Source organism: Paracoccus sp. P2, assembly GCF_046335115.1.
GTDB classification, from domain to species: Bacteria; Pseudomonadota; Alphaproteobacteria; order Rhodobacterales; family Rhodobacteraceae; genus Paracoccus; species Paracoccus pantotrophus.
In genome coordinates this window covers 68,800-84,998 of record NZ_JBGOSN010000008.1, presented here as the reverse complement: position 1 = coordinate 84,998, position 16,199 = coordinate 68,800, and the positions used below count along the sequence as shown (strand labels likewise).

The window sequence follows — 16,199 nt, the reverse complement described above, 5'->3', positions numbered from 1 at the left end:
CCCCCCCCCGATCCGGCCCTCGGCGACCAGGCAGCCAAGCGCCCGGGTCACGTCCCCCAGGTCCGAGCGCAGCGGCAAGAGCAGCATTCGCCCTTCCAGCGCCGGGCGGCCATAGCCGGCGGGCGAGGCCAGCGCGATCTCGGCGATCTGCGGGGCGCGGAACACGCTTTCCAGCACGTCCGACAGCCGGCCCCGCGAACTGGTGTGCAGAAACGCGCAAAGCGGCATGCCCCGCACCTCCATCCCCATCAGGTCGACAAGATGCCGCCCGGCCAGGCGGAACCGGGCAGCACCCGGCGCGATGCGTTCCAGGATGAAGGCATAGTCCAGCGAACGGCGGATGCCGCGCGGCTCGACATCGGCGCGGTCGGGAATGGCGCGGCCATGGCGCAGCCCTTCCCAGTAGCCGCGCAATTCGCCCAAGATGCGCTCGAGCTGGACGGGTTCGTAATCGGCCAGATGCAGCAGCTTGCCGGGCCGAGGCCGAGGCGAATCGGCTCCGTACGGGGAATCCCCGTCCTCTCCGTGGTCGTTCGCCATCCGTCCCGGCCTTACCTGTCACCCACGAAACCAGCCCTTGCCGCAAATCTAGACCTTTCCCTTCCGGCTGCCGAGCGAATTCTTTACCGCTGGTTAAGAGGTCGCCCCGCGGTGCGGGCTTGACCCTGCTGGCGGGCGGGGCCATTCAGGCGGCGCTGGAATGCGGGGAACAAGGCGGAGAAGCATGGAGCGCAGCGGACTTCTGGTGATCCTGTCCTCGCCCTCGGGGGCGGGGAAATCGACGCTGGCGCGGCGGCTGATGGACTGGGATCCCGGCCTGCGCTTTTCCGTCTCGGCCACGACACGCAAGCCGCGCCCCGGCGAGGTCGAGGGCGAGCATTACTATTTCCGCAGCCCCGAGCAGTTCCGCGCCATGGTCGCCGCAGGCGAGATGCTGGAACATGCCGAGGTCTTCGGCAATTTCTACGGCACCCCCCGCGGCCCGGTCGAAGAGGCGATGCGCGCCGGGCGCGACACGCTGTTCGACGTGGACTGGCAGGGCGGCCAGCAGATCCGCGCCTCGTCGCTGGGCGGACATGTGATCTCGATCTTCGTGCTGCCGCCCAGCCTGCGCGAACTCGAGCGGCGGCTGGTCGGGCGCCAGCAGGACGCGCCCGAGGTGATCGCCGCGCGCATGCGCAAGAGCCGCGACGAGATCAGCCATTGGGCGGAATACGACTATGTCATCGTCAACGATGACCTGGACCGCAGCGCCGAGGCGCTCAAGACCATCCTGCGGGCCGAGCGGATGCGCCGCGCCCGGCAGGTGGGGCTGGGCCCCTTCGTCCGCGCGCTCATGGAGGAGGAAAGCGCATGATCTGGGAACTGGACGGCATCGCGCCGCAAATCGCCGACGATGCCTGGGTGGCGCCGGATGCGCAGCTGATGGGCAGGATCGTGCTGGAGCCGGGCGCCAGCGTCTGGTTCGGCGCCGTGCTGCGCGGCGACAACGAGGAGATCCGCGTCGGCCGCAACTCGAACGTGCAGGATCTGACGGTCTGCCATACCGACATCGGCTATCCGCTGAGCATCGGCGCGAACTGCACCATCGGCCACCGCGCCATCCTGCACGGCTGCACCATCGAGGACGGCGCGCTGATCGGCATGGGCGCGATCATCCTGAACGGGGCGCGGATCGGCGCCGGCTCGCTGATCGGCGCCGGGGCGCTGATTGCCGAGAACAAGGTGATCCCGCCCGGCTCGCTGGTCATGGGGGCGCCGGGCAAGGTGGTGCGCGAACTGGACGAGGCGGCACGCGCGCGGCTGCTGCAATCGGCCGAGGGCTATCACCGCAACGCCGTCCGCTTTCGCCAGGGGCTGGCGCAGGTCGCGCGCGGATGATCGAAGAGCGGCTGCACGCCCTGCTGCGCGGCGTGCCGGTGGCGATGCTGGCGATGGACAGCCATGCGCGCATCATCGGCGCCAATGAGGCGGCCGAGGCGCTTTTGGGCGCGGTGCCGGGCGGGCGGCCCTTTGTCACCGTGCTGCGCCATCCCGAAGTGAATGCCGCGCTGGATGCCGTGCTGGCCGGGCAGGAGCGGGCGCAGCTGGCCGTCACCCTGGGCGCGGCCGACCGGCGGGTGTTCTGCGAGGTGACGGTGACGGCCTTGCGGGCGCCGGGGTTGCTGGGCGCGGCGGTGGCGATCGAGGACCGCTCGCGCGACGAGGAAACCGAGCAGATGCGCCGCGATTTCGTCGCCAATGTCAGCCACGAGCTGCGCACGCCGCTGACCGCGCTGATGGGCTTCATCGAGACCTTGCGCGGCCCGGCCCGCAACGATCCGGCCGCGCGCGACCGTTTCCTCGACATCATGGAGCGCGAGGCGGGGCGGATGAACCGGCTGGTGGCCGACCTTCTGTCGCTGAGCCGGGTCGAACAGGACGAGCGCCGCCGCCCGGCGCAGAACCTGGACCTGGCCGGGCTCTTGCGTGGCGTCGTGGCCACGCTGGCGCCCGCCGCCGCGGCTGCCGGGGTGCGGCTGGAGTTGCAGGCACCGGCCGGCAAGGTGCCGGTGCCCGGCGATGCCGACCAGCTGGTGCAGGTGTTTCACAACCTGGTCGAGAATGCGGTGAAATACGGCGGCGCCGGCGGGGTGGTGACGGTGACGCTGGAGCGGCTGGCGCATGAGCCGGTGCTGCGCGGCCCGGCCTGGGCGGTCTGCGTCGCCGACCAGGGAGAGGGGATCGAGCCCCAGCACCTGCCGCGGCTGACCGAGCGGTTCTATCGCGTCGACACGCATCGCTCGCGCGAGCAGGGCGGCACCGGGCTGGGCCTGGCCATCGTCAAGCATATCGTGAACCGGCATCGCGGCCGGCTGCGCATCGAAAGCGAGCGCGGGCAGGGCAGCCGCTTCACCGTCATCCTGCCCGAACAGATCGGCCGGATCTGAAGCGGCGGGGCAGCTGAGCTTCGGCACCGGCAAGGTCGGCGCGGGTTCGCCGGCCGGCATCCTCCCGCGGCGTCCATTGCCATGGGGCGGGCGCATCGGTCTTCAGATCGCGTTCAGCATCGACTTTATCACATCGGCCGGCAGCGCGGGATGCACCGCCAGCTTGAGCGTGCGCCTGCCCTTGCGCGGGATCAGCAGCGCGCAGCGCGTGGCCAGGGCCTGCGACCGCTTGGCCGAACAATCGGCAATCACCCCCGCGCGCCAGCGGGAATGCGGGCCGAAGCGCATGACGCTTTCGATGGCGCCGGGCACGTAGCCCTTGGTTTCGGCCGAATCGATCAGGGCGTCATGGATGATGGGGGGCAGGTACATGGGGGATGAAGCTTGGAGTTAACATTTTAATGTAAATTGTTAATCCTTGCCGCCGCCGATGAGTATATGCCCTTTTGAACAGGTCTGCCATACAAGCTTTGCGCGTATGGCGGCCGGCCGGCTCGACCCCCGGCCGAAAGGGGCCGGATCCTGTCCGAAAACGGTCGGATCCGGCCTTGAAACGGCAGCATCACCGGGCCCACGCGCTGCCATGGCGGGCCGAATCGGTACCGTCTTCGGGCCGGGCCTTCGGGCTGGCGGATGCTCAGGGCGTGATCAGGATCGGCGTGCCGTCGCGCACCATGGCATAGACATCCTCGATCTCGGCATCGGTGACGGCGATGCAGCCGGCGGTCCAGTCGGGTCTCTGCCTGGAGAGGGTGCGGCCCTCCGGCCCCTGGCCGTGGATGAAGATGTCGCTGCCCGCGCTGCGGCCCAGCTCGGCGGCCTGCATCGAGTCATGCGGATTGGGATAGGAGATACCGATGGACAGGTGATAGCGGCTGTCGGGATTGCGGCGGTCGATATAGTAAAGCCCTTCGGGGGTGCGGCCGTCGCCCTCGAACTGCTTGTGGCCGACTGGCTCATTGCCCAGCCCGATGCGATAGGCCTTCAGCACCGTGTTGCCGTTCAGCAGCAGCATCTGCCGCGCGCCCTTGTTGACCACGACCTGCGTCACGGGCGGGCCGGAATAGCTCTTGAACTTGCTGGGGCCGCAGGCCGCCAACCCAAGCAAAAGCCCCAATGCGACGATACGTCCCAGCCAGCCCGTCATCCTGTCCTGCCCCTCGATCCGGTGTTTTGGCCATTTTGCCCCCCAGCGGCTGGCCGGGCAATGCAGCCTGGCTTCACGAAATCCTGATGCGGCGTGCCCGGCCCGTGGCAGATTTGCCAGCGCCTCGGAATCGCTGGGCTTTCCTGTTGCGAGAAACGCGGCAGCGGCTAATCATGCGGCCATGAACGACGAAGACGAACACCCCCAACGCTATGCGCTGGTCAACGAACTGCACGCCCGGCCCTCGCCGCGGCTCCAGGCGCCCTGCACGGCGGTGTATCTGGCCATCAAGGAGCCGCGGGACGCCGCCAACCGCGACCGGGGCAGGGATGTCGCGCATCTGGCCCAGCTTTGCGCCCGCCACGGCGCGCCGCGCCCCGATACCAGCGCGGGCCATTACACCGCGCAGCTTGGCCGCCACCAGCTGCGCTGGGAAAGCCATACCGAGTTCGTGACCTATGCCGCCTTTGCGCCCGGCCTGCCGCCGCGGCCCTTCGATCCTTCCGCCGGGGCGATCTTTCCCGAGGATTGGCAGCACCAGGCGCCCGGCAAGCGCGTCGCGGCGGTGATGATCCAGGTCGACATCCTGCCCGACGACCCGGCCGAGATCCTGCCGCGCCTGTCGGAATGGTTCGCGGCCGACAGCATGGCCTCGGTCTGGGTGCTGGAGGAAGCGGCGGTGGTCGCCGGCGATTTCCGCATCGACCCGGCCGGCTGGATGCGCTTTGCGCTTTTCGTCAAGCCGAACACGCAGCCGGGCCGGATCGGCCGCATCGTGCAGCGGCTGCTGGACCTTGAGACCTATCGCGCCATGTCGATGCTGGGCCTGGGGCGCGCGCGCGACCTGACCCGGCAGCTCAATGCGCTGGACCCGCAGCTCAGCGACATCGTCCAGGGCATGAGCGACGAGAGCCGTCCGGCCGACGCGGTGCTGCAAGACCTGCTGTCGGTCTCGACCCGGCTGGAAAGCGCCGCGACCCAGCATGCCTTCCGCTTCGGCGCCAATGCGGCCTATGAGGCCATCGTCATGGACCGCATCGCCTCGCTGCGCGAATCGCGCTTCCTGGGCGGGCAGATGCTGACCGAGTTCATGGCGCGGCGCTATCTGCCCGCCATGCGCACCGCGAAATCGGCCGAGAAGCGGCTCTCGGCCATGCTGGACCGCAGCGAGCGCGCCGGCGAATTGCTGCGCACCCGCGTCGATGTCCAGCGCAGCGCCCAGAACCAGGAACTGATGCAGCGCATGGACCGGCGCGCCGACCTGCAATTGCGGCTGCAGCACACGGTCGAAGGGCTGTCGGTGGTGGCGATCAGCTATTACGCGGTGGGCCTTCTGGGCTATGCGCTTTACCCGCTGGCCCATGCGCTGCATATCGACAAGGCGGTGCTGGTCGCGGTCCTGACCCCCGTCGCGGTGCTGGGCGTCTGGCTGGGGATGCGGCGCATCCGCGCCCGGCTGCATGACGCCGGCCATTAGCCCCCAACCAACCGCCAGGAAGGAGCAATCGCATGATCCAGGCACCATCATCCCTTTCCACCCCGCCTGCCCAGGACCGTTCGTGATGGCCGGGCGGCTTCAGATGTATGGGCTTGCCCATTGCTCGACCTGCCAGAAGGCGCAGGCCGAGTTGCAGGCCGCGGGCTGGCAGGTCGAGTTCCGCGACGTGGCCAAGGCGCCGCTGGACCAGGACGAATGGCAGCGCATGATCACCGATTTCGGCGAGAAGCTGGTGAACCGCGCCAGCCTGACCTGGCGCGGCATGTCCGAGGACGAGCGTGCCGGCACGCCCTTGCAGATGCTTTCGGCCAAGCCCTCGCTGATGAAGCGGCCGGCGATCGTCGAGGGCGACAAGCGGCTGCTGGGCTGGACCGCGAATGTCAAGCGCGCGCTGGGGGTGGCGGCCTGAGTCGCCCCCTGGCCGGCTGCCGAAAAGCGGCGTGGGGCCTCGACCCGGCTCTGGAATCCGGGGCGTTTGCCAGGAACGGCCCGGAAAACGCGAATGTCCGGGCCGAATTGCGCCAGCTTGGGGACCATCTCCTTCGCAGGACGGGCTCAAGATCCTTCCCGGCCGCTCCTAGACGACATAGCGGTCGCGGCGGTGGTTGATCGCGATCACCAGGTTCAGCACCAGCGCGCCCAGGAACGACCAGGCCACCAGCTGCCAGTCGCGCAGCATCAGCGCACAGGCGAACAGGCAGGCGTCGAAGATCAGCTGCGTCCAGCCGGCGCGAAAGCCGGTGGCGTCCTGCAGATACAGCGCCACGATGCCGACCCCGCCCAGCGAGGCGCCGTGCCGGAACAGCGCCAGCAGCGCCGAGCCGGTCAGGAATCCCACCAGCAGCGCCCCGACCGCCGGGTGGACATGGCCGAATTGCAGCCCCGACGGCAGGATGGCGACCAGCGCCGACATCGTGGCCACGGCGATGAAGGATTTCAGCATGAAGCCCAGCCCCAGCCGGCGATAGCCCAGCCAGTAGAACGGCAGGTTCACCACGAAGAAGACCGGCGCGAAGCCCCAACCCGTCGCATAGGAGATCAGGATCGCCAGCCCCGCCGTCTGGCCGGTGACAAAGCCCAGATGCGTCAGCAGCAGCACGCCAACCGCGGCCATGAAACTGCCATAGGCCAGGCCCTGCGCATCTTCGATGGGGCTGTGGCGTGGGGAAGGGGTGTCGTCGCTCATGCGCCTCCTCTTGCCCGCGCCCGGCGGGGCCGGCAAGGGGGCATTGCGATCAGCGCAGCGGCGCGGCGTCGCGGTCTGCGGCGGCGGCTTCGGGCGGCGTGGCGCGGTCGCTGACGGCGGCGGTAAAGGCGCCCTCGGGCTCGCGGCGCAGCACCGCGCGGCTGCCGCCGGCGCGCAGGGTCTCGACCGTGCGGCGATAATCCGCCTCGTCCAGCGCGCCGGTGGCCGACAGGAGCCCGGCGATGCCGCGCAGCATCCCGGCCTGCTGCTGCAAGGCGCCCGGATCAGGGTCGGGACCAAGAATCAACCGGGCGCTGTCCTCGGGCGCCGCGACCGCCTCGTGCCAGCCCTTCATGCTGGCGCGCAGGAACCGGGCCAGCCGCGCCTCGGCCTCGGGGGCGGTCAGGGCGCCGGCCAGGACATAGAGCCCATCCTCCAGCACCGCGGCGCCCTGGTCCTGCGGATCGAGTTCGACCAGCCCCTCGCCCGGCACCGGGTCGTGGCTGAGCGTGCTGATGCAGGCGGCCTGTTTCTGGCGCAGCATCTCGGCCCCCGGCCATTGCGCCAGCAGGCTGACTCCGGACGGGCTGCCGTCGGCGACCAGTCCCAGCCGGTTCAGCCAGGCCTGCAGCGGATATTCCGTGCCGCCGAACCGGCTGCCGATGGTCTTGCCGCGCAGATCGGCGGCGCTTGTCACGCCCGTCTCGCGCAGGCAGGTCAGCCGCAGCGCGGGGCGGGCGAAGATCTGCGCGATATTGACCAAGGGCAGGCCGTTTTCGCGGGCGACCAGCGCGGTGGACATCCAGGCGACCGCCAGATCGGCCTCGCCCCGCGCCAGCGTCTCGAAGGGCGGGGCCGCCTGATCCGCGGCCAGCAGCCGCACGGTCAGCCCTTCCTCGGCGTAATAGCCGCGCGCCTCGGCGACCAGATAGCCGGCGGATTCGGCCGGCGCCACGCCGCTCAGCTGCACGGTCAGATCCTCGGCCCGCGCGGTCAGCGCGGCAAGGACCAGCAGCAATGCGGCCGCGATCGGGGTTTTCGTCATCCGTTTCATCGCCGGCCATGGTTAGACGGCAGGCACCGGCCCCGCAAGCCGGCGCGCCCCACGATGCCGCGAGCGGGTCAGCCGCGCGAATAGACATCCTCGTAGCGGACGATGTCATCCTCGCCCAGATAGGCGCCGGTCTGCACCTCGATCAGCACCATTGGCACCTTGCCGGGGTTTTCCAGCCGGTGAACCGCGCCCAGCGGCACATAGATCGACTGGTTTTCGGTCAGCAGCGTCACGGTTTCATCCACCGTCACCCGCGCGGTGCCGGAAACCACGATCCAATGCTCCGAGCGGTGGAAATGCGATTGCAGCGACAGCGCGGCGCCGGGATTGACGACGATGCGCTTGACCTGGAAGCGGTCGGCCAGCGCCAGCGTCTCGAACCAGCCCCAGGGGCGGTGGTCGCGCAGGAAATGCTCGGCCTGGCGCGCGCCCTTGGCCTTCAGCGCGCTGACCGCCTTGCGCACCTCCTGCGCGCGGTCCATGCCGGCGACCAGAACGGCATCGTCAGTGGCCACGACCATCACGTCCCGCAGGCCGATGCCCACCACCTCGATCCCCTCGTCCTGCGAGCGCAGCAGCACGTTGTCGCAGTCGATCGCGGTCGAGCGGGCATCGGTCACGGCGCCGCGTTCGGCCGGCGCGGCATCCTGGATCTCGCGCCAGACCGCGTCCCAGCCGCCAAGATCCGACCAATGGCCCGAATAGCGCACGACCGACAGGTTGTCGGCCTTCTCCAGCACCGCATAATCCACCGACAGGTCGGGCAGCCGGTCCCAGGGTTCGGGCGCAAGCCGCAGGAAGCCCAGATCCATGCGCGCCTCGGTCAGCGCCGCCTGCACGGGGGCAAGATAGTCCGGTGCATGGGCCTTGAAGGCGTCGATCATGGTGCGGGCGGCGAAGAGGAAGATGCCGGCGTTCCACAGGAAATTGCCCTGCGCGATCATCCGCGCCGCATTCGCCGCGTCGGGCTTTTCGACGAAGCGTTTCAGCACCAGCGGGGCTTCGCCGCCGCTGTCGGCCCCGCCCTCGGCCTCCATGTAGCCATAGCCGGTCTCGGGGCGGGTGGGGGTGATGCCGAAGGTGACGATGCGGCCGGCCCGCGCGGCGGGCAGGCCCAGATCAACGGCGCGGCCGAAAGCCTCGGCATCCGGCACGACATGGTCCGAAGGCGCGACCAGCAGCAGCGCATCGGGGTCTTTTTCGGCGGCGGCCAGCGCGGCGGCCAGGATCGCCGGGGCGGTGTTGCGGCCGGCGGGCTCGATCAGGATGGCCGAGGGCACGATGCCGATCTGGTCCAGCTGTTCGGCGACGATAAAGCGGAAATCCGCATTGGTCATCACCAGCGGCGCGCCGTAGCGCGGTCCCGACAGGCGGCGGGCCGAGGCCTGGAACAGGCTTTCCTCGCCGACCAGCGGGGCGAATTGCTTGGGAAAGCTCTTGCGCGAGACGGGCCAGAGCCGGGTGCCGGAGCCGCCGGCCAGCAGAACGGGGGTGATCGTCATCGATATCGCTCCATCGGCCTTGGGCCGTTACCTTCGGCCCCCTTATCCGCCGGGTTCCTTTCGCGTGCAAGTTGCGCAAAACGGCAGGATTGCCGGCCTGCTGCCCGAAACGGCCGCTCAATAGCCGCGCACCCGGTCCACCAGGTGCAGAAGCGGCGCGCCCTGCATGGCACGGCGCAGGTTCTCGGCCACCACCGGGGCGGCGCTGGCGGGCCGTGTCTCAGCCGCGACATGGGGGGTGACGGTGACGCCGGGATGGCGCCAGAACGGATGGTCGGGCGGCAGCGGCTCCTGCCGGAATACGTCCAGAACCGCATGGCCCGGCCGGCCGCGGTCCAGTGCCGCCAGCAGGGCCGCCTCGTCGATTAGCGTGCCGCGCCCGGCATTGATGACCGTCGCGCCCGGCGGCAGCAGGGCCAGCCGCTCGGCATCCAGCAGGTTGCGCGTCCCGGCCGTGTCGGGCAGCAGGCAGATCAGGATCTCGGCCCTGCCCAGGGCCTGGGGCAGGGCGTCGCCCGCCAGCACCTCGATCCCCGGCACCGGGCGGCCCGATTGCGACCAGCCGGCGACGCGGAAGCCCAGCCCCGCCAGCGCCAAGGCCACCGCCCGGCCCAGCTCGCCCATGCCCAGCACCGTCACGCCGCGCCCCTGCGCCAGGGGCGGGGTCAGCCGGTTGCGCCAGGCGCCGTCCTGGGCAAAGCGGTCCATGCCCAGATGCGTCCGCAGCGCCCAGCCGGTGCAATATTCCACCATGCCCTGCGCCAGCCCCGGATCGACCATGCGGCAGAGCGGCTGGGTCAGCGTGGGATTGGTCACGATGCGTTCGACCCCGGCCCAGAGGCTTTGGATCACGCGGGCGCGGGTGAAGGGGGTGAAGTCCAGCGCCTGCCCGTTCTCGGGATAGCCGGGCGCATAGATCAGCGCGTCGAAGCCCGCCGGATCGCCGTCGCGGCACAGCTCCATCTCGGGGCAGGCCGCGCGCAGGGCGGGGGACCAGGCATCCCACAGATGTGCGGGGGCGGCGAACAGCACCCGCATCCCCTCAGCCCCGCGGCCGGTGGACATGGGCCGATTGCACGATGCCGAAAGCCATCAGCAGGATCATCAGCGAGGTTCCTCCGTAACTGACCAGCGGCAGGGGCGAGCCCTTGGCCGGCAACATGCCCATCACCGTCGCCATGTTGATGGAAAAGTAAAGGAAGAACGTCCCGGCGATGCCGATGGTCATGAGGCTGGCGAAGCGGTCGCGGTTGGTCAGCGCCGAATACAGGCAGAAGCCCAGGATCAGCACGTAAAGCATCAGCAGCGATCCCGCGCCGACAAAGCCGAATTCCTCGGCCAGCGAGGTGAAGATGAAATCGGTGTGCTTCTCGGGCAGGAAGTTCAGCCGCGACTGCGTGCCCTGCATGAAGCCGCGCCCCGACCAGCCGCCAGATCCCAGCGCGATCTGCGCCTGGGCGATGTTATAGCCCGCGCCCAAGGGGTCCGATCCGGGGTCGAGGAAGGTGTCGATGCGACGGAACTGGTAGTCGTGCAGCAATTGCCAGTCGGTGCCGCGGCTTTCCATCACCGCGGTGATACCGGCCACGACGATGGCGATGACGCCGGCGAAATACCACAGGCTGACGCCGGCTGCGAACATGACGATGCCGCCGCCTGCGATCAGCATGATCGAGGTGCCCAGGTCGGGCTGCATCAGCACCAGCCCCGTCGGCAGCAGGATCAGCACCACCGGCACCAGCACCCAGAACGGGCGCGAGACCTTTTCCACCGGCAGCCAGTCGTAATAGGCCGCCAGCGTCAGCACGAAGGCGACCTTGGTCAGTTCCGAGGGCTGGATGCGGATCGGCCCCAGCACCAGCCAGCGCTGCGCGCCCATGCCGACATGGCCCATCACCTCGACCAGCACCAGCAGGCCGACGCAGATCACGTAGGAGGCCACCGAGATCGAGCGCCAGAACCAGATCGGCACGAAGGCCAGCGCGAACATCAGCACCATGCCGACGGCGAAGCGTTCCATCTGCGGGCCGGCCCATCGGTCGATGTCGCCGCCCGAGACGGAATAGAGCATCAGGAAGCCGATGCAGCTGACCGCGGTGACCAGGAAGACCAGGGGCCAGTTCAGATACAGGATCTTGCGCCAGCCGGTCGGCACCTGCGCGACGTGATAGTCCAGATAGCTCATGGCTCAGGCCCTTGCGCGTCCCTCGCCCTTGCGGGCCGAGGGGGTCAGGTTCATGCGCGACCACATTTCCTGCACCTTGGCGCGCTCGGATTCGGGATAAGCGGTCAGCGGCGGCAGGCCGTCCGCCAGCGCATAAAGCAGGATGTCGCGGGCGATGGGGGCCGCCACCGCACCGCCGCCGCCGCCATGCTCGACCACGACCGAGACCGCATAGCGCGGCATCTCGTAGGGCGCGAAGCAGACGAACAGCGCATGGTCGCGCCGGTTCCAGGGCAGCTGGTCGTTCGAGATCACGCCGCGGGCGCGTTCGGCGGCGGTGATGTTGCGCACCTGGCTGGTGCCGGTCTTGCCGGCCATCTGCCATTCCGGCGCCAGGATGCGCGAGCGGCGGGCGGTGCCGCGGGGCGCGTTCATCACCGCGTCCATGCCCGCCCGCGCCGTGCGCAGGTTCAGTGGGTTGATGTCCAGTTCCGGCCATTCCGGCACCGGCTCGGCCACGCCGTCGATGGCGCGCACCAGCCGCGGCGCCACCGCGCGCCCCGTTGCCACCCGCGCCGTCATCACCGCCAGCTGCAACGGCGAGGCCAGCACATAGCCCTGGCCGATCGAGGCGTTGAGCGAATCGCCCACCTGCCATTCCTGGTCGTAGCGCGCCTTCTTCCAGGCCCGGTCGGGCGCGATGCCCTCGGCAATGGCGGACATGGGCAGGTCGTGGCGCACGCCGATCCCCAGCTTGCGCGCCATGGCGGCGATGCGGTCGATGCCGACGCGCTGCGCCAGTTCGTAGTAATAGACGTCGCAGGAATGCTGGAGGCTTCGCAGCGCATCGACCATGCCGTGCCCGCCCCGGCTCCAGCAGTGGAAGCGCCGCCCGGCGACCTGGGTATAGCCGGGGCAATAGAAGCGCGAACCGGCGTTGATGACCCCGGCCTCGAGCCCTGCGAGCAGCGTCACCATCTTGAAGGTCGAGCCGGGCGGATAGACACCCTGCACCGTCTTGTCGGCCAGCGGGCGGTGGTCATGTTCCATCAGCGCGCGATAGTCCGGGCCCGAGATGCCGCGCACGAACTTGTTCGGATCGAAGACCGGCGAGGAGGAAATCGCCAGGATGTCGCCGTTGGTCACGTCGATCACCACCGCCGCGGCGCTTTCGCTGCCCAGCCGCTGGGTGGCGAAATTCTGCAAGCCCGCGTCCAGCGTGGTCTGCACCGTGGCGCCCTGCTGCCCCTCTTGCCGCGACAGCTCGCGCATCTCGCGCCCGGCGCTGTTCACCTCGACCCGGCGCGAGCCGGCCTTGCCGCGCAGCGCCTCTTCCAGCTTGGCCTCCATGCCGACCTTGCCCAGCTGGAACTCGGGCAGGCGCAGCACCGGGTCGGGATCCTCGATCTTCGAGAGGTCGTAATCCGAGACCGGGCCGACATAGCCCAGCACATGCGCGAAATCGCCGGCGCGCGGATAGCTGCGCGACAGCCCCGCCTCGGGCGTCACGCCGGGCAGGGCCGGGGCATTGAGCGCGATCGAGGAAAACTCGTCCCAGGTCAGGCGGTCGGCCACCAGCACCGGGGTCACGGCGCTGCGCCTGTGGATCTCGGCCAGGATCTCGGCGGCCTGGCGGTCGCTCATCGGGATAATGTGGCGCAGCCGGGCGATCACGGCCGAGACATCGCCCGCCTCCTCGCGGGTCAGGGTGACGCGATAGTTCTGTTCGTTGCCGGCGATGATGGTGCCGTTGCGGTCCAGGATCAGCCCGCGCGCCGGCGGCAGCAGCCGGATCTTGATCGAGTTGCCGTCCGACAGCATCCGGTATTCGTCGGCATGTTCCACCTGCATCGAGCGCAGCTTCAGCCCCAGGACCGACACCACCGCCGCCTGGATCGTCCCCAGCATCAGCACCCGGCGGGTGATGAGCCGGCTGCTTTCGGCGATTTCGCGTTCCGATTTGCGCATGGCTCAGCGATGCCTCGTGTCTCGTTCGGCGCGGCCGCGCGGCAGGCCAAGCGCCCAGCCGGCAAGGCCCGCGACTAGCGGATAGGCGGCGATCGTGGCGATGAATTGCAAGATCACCTGCCCGAACGGGGGAAGGGGCAGGAAAAATACCGCCAGCAATACGCGGTTTGCCACCATCATCAGCGCCAGGAGCGTCGCCACCCGCAGCCATTCAACCATGAAAGGCAGTTCGCGCCAATGCGGCTCGCGCTTTCTTGCGGCCTCGGTGACGATGACGGCCAGGGCGGCGCCCAGGCCGATGGGGCGCATCAGCAGGATGTCCTCGATCAGGAACAGCGCGGCGATGGTCGCGACCGGCACCTGTTCGGGACGGCGCAGCACCCAGACCAGCACCAGGCACAGCGCCAGGTCCGGCCCCGGCCAACCGATGCGGCCCGGCGCCAGCGGCAGAAGCCGCCAGAACAGGATCGCCAGGAACAGCGCCACGAACAGCGCCTGCCCCAGGAACCGGCGGCGGCGGGCGGGATCAATCATCCCCGGCCCCGGCTGCGGCCTCGGAATTCTCGCCGGCCGCCTGCATGTCGGCCAAGGGCGGCAGGGGCGGGCCGATGAAATCCGCCGGCGGCGGTGGGATCAGCAGCCCGGTATCGGAAAGCTGCTCGGCCGGGTGGCTGCGCAGCACGCGCAGGAATTCCAGCCGGCCATAATCGGCGGCCAACCGCACCCGCAGCCGGCCGTCGCTGGCCAACGCCACCTGGCCGACCGGCAGGCCCGGCGGGAACACCCCCCCGTCGCCCGAGCTGATCACCCGGTCGCCGGGGCGCAGGTTTTCCGGGCTTTCGATGAAGTCCAGCGCCGGCAGGGCGGTGTTGTCCCCGGTCAGCAGCGCATGCTGGCCCGAGGGCAGGATCGTCACCGGGATGCGGCTGGAGGGATCGGTCAGCAGCATGACCCGGCTGGTGGTCTGCCCCACGCCCGAGATGCGCCCCACGAGCCCCAGCCCGTCCATCGTCGCCCAGCCGTCCAGGATGCCGTCGCGCGCGCCCACGTTCAGCAGCACCGACTGGCGAAAGGCCGTGCCGCTGTCGGTCAGCACCACGCCCGAGACCGAGGTCAGCGCGGGGTCGATCCTGACATTGTTCTGCGCCAGAAGCTTGGCGTTTTCCTGTTCCAGCTGCACGGCCGCCTCTTTCCAGGCCGCCATCTTCTGCAGCTCGCGCCGCAATTCCTGGTTCTGCTCGTAGAGCCGGGCATAGGACTGGAAACCCGAGACCATGCGCGACAGCTTCGTCACCGGCGCCATCACCCAGTCGAAACTGGGCACGAAACGGTCGATGAAGGCGGCGCGCATGCGCTCGGCGCGCGGGCTGTCGATCTGCCAGAACAGGAACACCGCCAGCAGCACCAGCACCAGCAGTGAAACCAGGATGCGGCGGACCGGAGCCGCGTAATCAGGGCCCTTGCGCGCCATGGGCCAAACCCGCTCAGCTGTCGTAATCGATCACGTGGCGCAGTTGCTTTTCGAATTCAAGGGCCTTGCCGGTGCCCAGGGCCACGCAGCTCATCGGCTGGTCGGCCAGGCTGATCATCAGCCCGGTCTGCTCGCGCAGCGCCAGGTCCAGCTCGCCCAGCATGGCGCCGCCGCCGGTCAGCATGACGCCGCGGTCCACGATGTCGGCGGCGAGGTCGGGCGGCGTCGCCTCCAGCGCCACCATCACCGATTCGCAGATCTGCTGCACCGGCTCGGCCAGGGCCTCGGCGACCATGGCCTGGGTGATCTCCATCTCTTTCGGGATGCCGTTCAAGAGGTCGCGGCCGCGCACCATGATCGCGGCGCCGCGCCCGTCGTCGGGCATGCGGGCGGTGCCGATCTGGGTCTTGATGCGCTCGGCCGTCGATTCGCCGATCAGCAGGTTGTGGCTGCGGCGCAGGTAGTTGATCAGCGCGTCATCCATCCGGTCGCCGCCGATGCGGACCGAGCGGGCATAGACCACGTCGCCCAGCGACAGCACCGCAACCTCGGTGGTGCCGCCGCCGATGTCGACGACCATGCTGCCGGTCGGCTCGGTGATGGGCATGCCGGCGCCGATGGCGGCCGCGATCGGCTCGGCGATCAGCCCGGCGCGGCGCGCGCCGGCCGAAAGCACCGACTGGCGGATGGCGCGCTTCTCGACCGGGGTGGCGCCATGGGGCACGCAGATGATGACCTTGGGCTTCGAGAAGGTGGTGCGCTTGAACACCTTCTTGATGAAATGCTTGATCATTTCCTCGGCGCTGTCGAAATCGGCGATGACCCCCTCGCGCATCGGCCGGATCGCCTCGATGCTGCCCGGCGTGCGGCCCAGCATCAGCTTGGCGTCCTCGCCCACCGCCAGCACCTGTTTCTTGCCGTCCTTGACGTGATAGGCGACGACCGAGGGCTCGTTCAGGATGACGCCCTTGCCCTTGACGTAGATCAGCGTGTTCGCGGTCCCCAGGTCGATCGCGATATCGGTGGAAAACAACCCGCCAAAGGCCATGTGAACTACCCCTTCCGCCGTCCCTGCCAAGACGGCATTCCTGCCGCCCTTTTTGCGCGCGGCCATTGCCCGATTGCCCCGACGAGTCGCCTCGTCGAAGGTGCTGGACATATAGGCCGAGCCTTGGCGCGGGGAAACCGGAAAATGATGCCCCGCCGGGCCGCGCCCCTGTTTCGCGCAAGGCGCGGCGCGCGCGCTTGACCGGCCGGCACGGGCTGCTAGGCTGCCGCC

General features: G+C 69.3%; 17 protein-coding genes. 5 read left to right on the top strand and 12 right to left on the bottom strand.

Going from position 1 to position 16,199, the window contains the following annotated elements; translation table 11 throughout:
- Positions 1–540 (bottom strand): PAS domain-containing protein (locus ACDP63_RS07530; protein ID WP_409927884.1); only part of this gene is annotated, 540 nt, incomplete at its 3' end.
- 184 nt (positions 541–724) lie between these two features.
- Here ACDP63_RS07530 and gmk point away from each other — a divergent pair.
- The 3 genes from gmk to ACDP63_RS07515 are packed head-to-tail and all read left to right on the top strand — an operon-like array spanning position 725 to position 2,930.
- Positions 725–1,357 (top strand): guanylate kinase, encoded by a 633-nt coding sequence (gmk, locus tag ACDP63_RS07525; protein WP_024844773.1) that lies wholly within the window; start codon positions 725–727, stop codon positions 1,355–1,357.
- Positions 1,354–1,881, top strand: a complete 528-nt coding sequence (locus ACDP63_RS07520; RefSeq protein WP_024844772.1) for a gamma carbonic anhydrase family protein — start codon at positions 1,354–1,356, stop codon at positions 1,879–1,881. The genes gmk and ACDP63_RS07520 overlap by 4 nt, the downstream gene beginning before the upstream one ends.
- Positions 1,878–2,930, top strand: a complete 1,053-nt coding sequence (locus tag ACDP63_RS07515; RefSeq protein WP_409927883.1) for an ATP-binding protein — start codon at positions 1,878–1,880, stop codon at positions 2,928–2,930. Before ACDP63_RS07520 ends, ACDP63_RS07515 begins: the two co-directional genes overlap by 4 nt.
- A 102-nt stretch (positions 2,931–3,032) precedes the next feature.
- Here ACDP63_RS07515 and ACDP63_RS07510 read toward each other — a convergent pair whose 3' ends face one another.
- A complete protein-coding gene (locus ACDP63_RS07510) occupies positions 3,033–3,302 on the bottom strand; it encodes a hypothetical protein (RefSeq protein ID WP_024844770.1) in 270 nt (89 codons plus the stop codon).
- Positions 3,303–3,567: 265 nt separating this feature from the next.
- Entirely contained in the window at positions 3,568–4,077 is a 510-nt protein-coding gene (locus ACDP63_RS07505; protein WP_024844769.1) for a murein L,D-transpeptidase family protein, read from the bottom strand.
- Positions 4,078–4,258: 181 nt separating this feature from the next.
- On the opposite strand from ACDP63_RS07505, the gene ACDP63_RS07500 reads away from it, so the two are divergent.
- Both ACDP63_RS07500 and ACDP63_RS07495 read left to right on the top strand, forming a co-directional pair.
- Positions 4,259–5,554, top strand: coding sequence for a DUF3422 family protein (locus tag ACDP63_RS07500; protein WP_028709946.1), 1,296 nt, complete (start codon positions 4,259–4,261; stop codon positions 5,552–5,554).
- An 85-nt stretch (positions 5,555–5,639) separates the two neighbouring features.
- Positions 5,640–5,984 (top strand): arsenate reductase family protein, encoded by a 345-nt coding sequence (locus ACDP63_RS07495; protein WP_036747688.1) that lies wholly within the window; start codon positions 5,640–5,642, stop codon positions 5,982–5,984.
- A gap of 168 nt (positions 5,985–6,152) precedes the next feature.
- On the opposite strand, the gene ACDP63_RS07490 is transcribed toward ACDP63_RS07495, so the two are convergent.
- The 9 genes from ACDP63_RS07490 to ACDP63_RS07450 all read right to left on the bottom strand — a co-directional run bounded on the left by ACDP63_RS07490 (position 6,153) and on the right by ACDP63_RS07450 (position 15,968).
- Entirely contained in the window at positions 6,153–6,761 is a 609-nt protein-coding gene (locus tag ACDP63_RS07490; protein ID WP_024844766.1) for a YitT family protein, read from the bottom strand.
- 49 nt (positions 6,762–6,810) lie between these two features.
- Positions 6,811–7,806 (bottom strand): ABC transporter substrate-binding protein, encoded by a 996-nt coding sequence (locus tag ACDP63_RS07485; protein ID WP_409927882.1) that lies wholly within the window; start codon positions 7,804–7,806, stop codon positions 6,811–6,813.
- Between the two features lie 77 nt (positions 7,807–7,883).
- Entirely contained in the window at positions 7,884–9,317 is a 1,434-nt protein-coding gene (locus ACDP63_RS07480) for a mannose-1-phosphate guanylyltransferase/mannose-6-phosphate isomerase (RefSeq protein WP_024844764.1), read from the bottom strand.
- Between the two features lie 117 nt (positions 9,318–9,434).
- Complete coding sequence (locus tag ACDP63_RS07475; protein WP_231486796.1) at positions 9,435–10,382, bottom strand: 2-hydroxyacid dehydrogenase; 948 nt, start codon at positions 10,380–10,382, stop codon at positions 9,435–9,437.
- Positions 10,360–11,502: a rod shape-determining protein RodA gene (gene rodA, locus ACDP63_RS07470; RefSeq protein ID WP_024844762.1), complete on the bottom strand. Its 1,143-nt coding sequence runs from the start codon at positions 11,500–11,502 to the stop codon at positions 10,360–10,362. Before rodA ends, ACDP63_RS07475 begins: the two co-directional genes overlap by 23 nt.
- A gap of 3 nt (positions 11,503–11,505) precedes the next feature.
- Positions 11,506–13,449, bottom strand: a complete 1,944-nt coding sequence (mrdA, locus tag ACDP63_RS07465) for a penicillin-binding protein 2 (protein ID WP_409927881.1) — start codon at positions 13,447–13,449, stop codon at positions 11,506–11,508.
- 3 nt (positions 13,450–13,452) lie between these two features.
- On the bottom strand, positions 13,453–13,983 hold the full coding sequence (locus ACDP63_RS07460) for a rod shape-determining protein MreD (RefSeq protein ID WP_024844760.1): 531 nt from the start codon (positions 13,981–13,983) through the stop codon (positions 13,453–13,455).
- Complete coding sequence (mreC, locus tag ACDP63_RS07455; protein WP_024844759.1) at positions 13,976–14,920, bottom strand: rod shape-determining protein MreC; 945 nt, start codon at positions 14,918–14,920, stop codon at positions 13,976–13,978. Before mreC ends, ACDP63_RS07460 begins: the two co-directional genes overlap by 8 nt.
- 13 nt (positions 14,921–14,933) lie before the next feature.
- Positions 14,934–15,968, bottom strand: coding sequence for a rod shape-determining protein (locus ACDP63_RS07450; RefSeq protein ID WP_024844758.1), 1,035 nt, complete (start codon positions 15,966–15,968; stop codon positions 14,934–14,936).
- Between the last annotated feature and the right edge of the window lie 231 nt (positions 15,969–16,199).

What these genes read in the sequence shown, in the direction of transcription:
- mreC (WP_024844759.1), bottom strand. Translation starts at nt 14,920, where the DNA reads ATGGCGCGCAAGGGCCCTGATTACGCGGCTCCGGTCCGCCGCATCCTG.
- ACDP63_RS07505 (WP_024844769.1), bottom strand. Translation starts at nt 4,077, where the DNA reads ATGACGGGCTGGCTGGGACGTATCGTCGCATTGGGGCTTTTGCTTGGG.
- ACDP63_RS07450 (WP_024844758.1), bottom strand. Translation starts at nt 15,968, where the DNA reads ATGGCCTTTGGCGGGTTGTTTTCCACCGATATCGCGATCGACCTGGGG.
- gmk (WP_024844773.1), top strand. Translation starts at nt 725, where the DNA reads ATGGAGCGCAGCGGACTTCTGGTGATCCTGTCCTCGCCCTCGGGGGCG.
- mrdA (WP_409927881.1), bottom strand. Translation starts at nt 13,449, where the DNA reads ATGCGCAAATCGGAACGCGAAATCGCCGAAAGCAGCCGGCTCATCACC.
- ACDP63_RS07485 (WP_409927882.1), bottom strand. Translation starts at nt 7,806, where the DNA reads ATGACGAAAACCCCGATCGCGGCCGCATTGCTGCTGGTCCTTGCCGCG.
- ACDP63_RS07515 (WP_409927883.1), top strand. Translation starts at nt 1,878, where the DNA reads ATGATCGAAGAGCGGCTGCACGCCCTGCTGCGCGGCGTGCCGGTGGCG.
- ACDP63_RS07460 (WP_024844760.1), bottom strand. Translation starts at nt 13,983, where the DNA reads ATGATTGATCCCGCCCGCCGCCGCCGGTTCCTGGGGCAGGCGCTGTTC.
- rodA (WP_024844762.1), bottom strand. Translation starts at nt 11,502, where the DNA reads ATGAGCTATCTGGACTATCACGTCGCGCAGGTGCCGACCGGCTGGCGC.
- ACDP63_RS07510 (WP_024844770.1), bottom strand. Translation starts at nt 3,302, where the DNA reads ATGTACCTGCCCCCCATCATCCATGACGCCCTGATCGATTCGGCCGAA.
- ACDP63_RS07475 (WP_231486796.1), bottom strand. Translation starts at nt 10,382, where the DNA reads ATGTCCACCGGCCGCGGGGCTGAGGGGATGCGGGTGCTGTTCGCCGCC.
- ACDP63_RS07490 (WP_024844766.1), bottom strand. Translation starts at nt 6,761, where the DNA reads ATGAGCGACGACACCCCTTCCCCACGCCACAGCCCCATCGAAGATGCG.
- ACDP63_RS07495 (WP_036747688.1), top strand. Translation starts at nt 5,640, where the DNA reads ATGGCCGGGCGGCTTCAGATGTATGGGCTTGCCCATTGCTCGACCTGC.
- ACDP63_RS07500 (WP_028709946.1), top strand. Translation starts at nt 4,259, where the DNA reads ATGAACGACGAAGACGAACACCCCCAACGCTATGCGCTGGTCAACGAA.
- ACDP63_RS07480 (WP_024844764.1), bottom strand. Translation starts at nt 9,317, where the DNA reads ATGACGATCACCCCCGTTCTGCTGGCCGGCGGCTCCGGCACCCGGCTC.
- ACDP63_RS07520 (WP_024844772.1), top strand. Translation starts at nt 1,354, where the DNA reads ATGATCTGGGAACTGGACGGCATCGCGCCGCAAATCGCCGACGATGCC.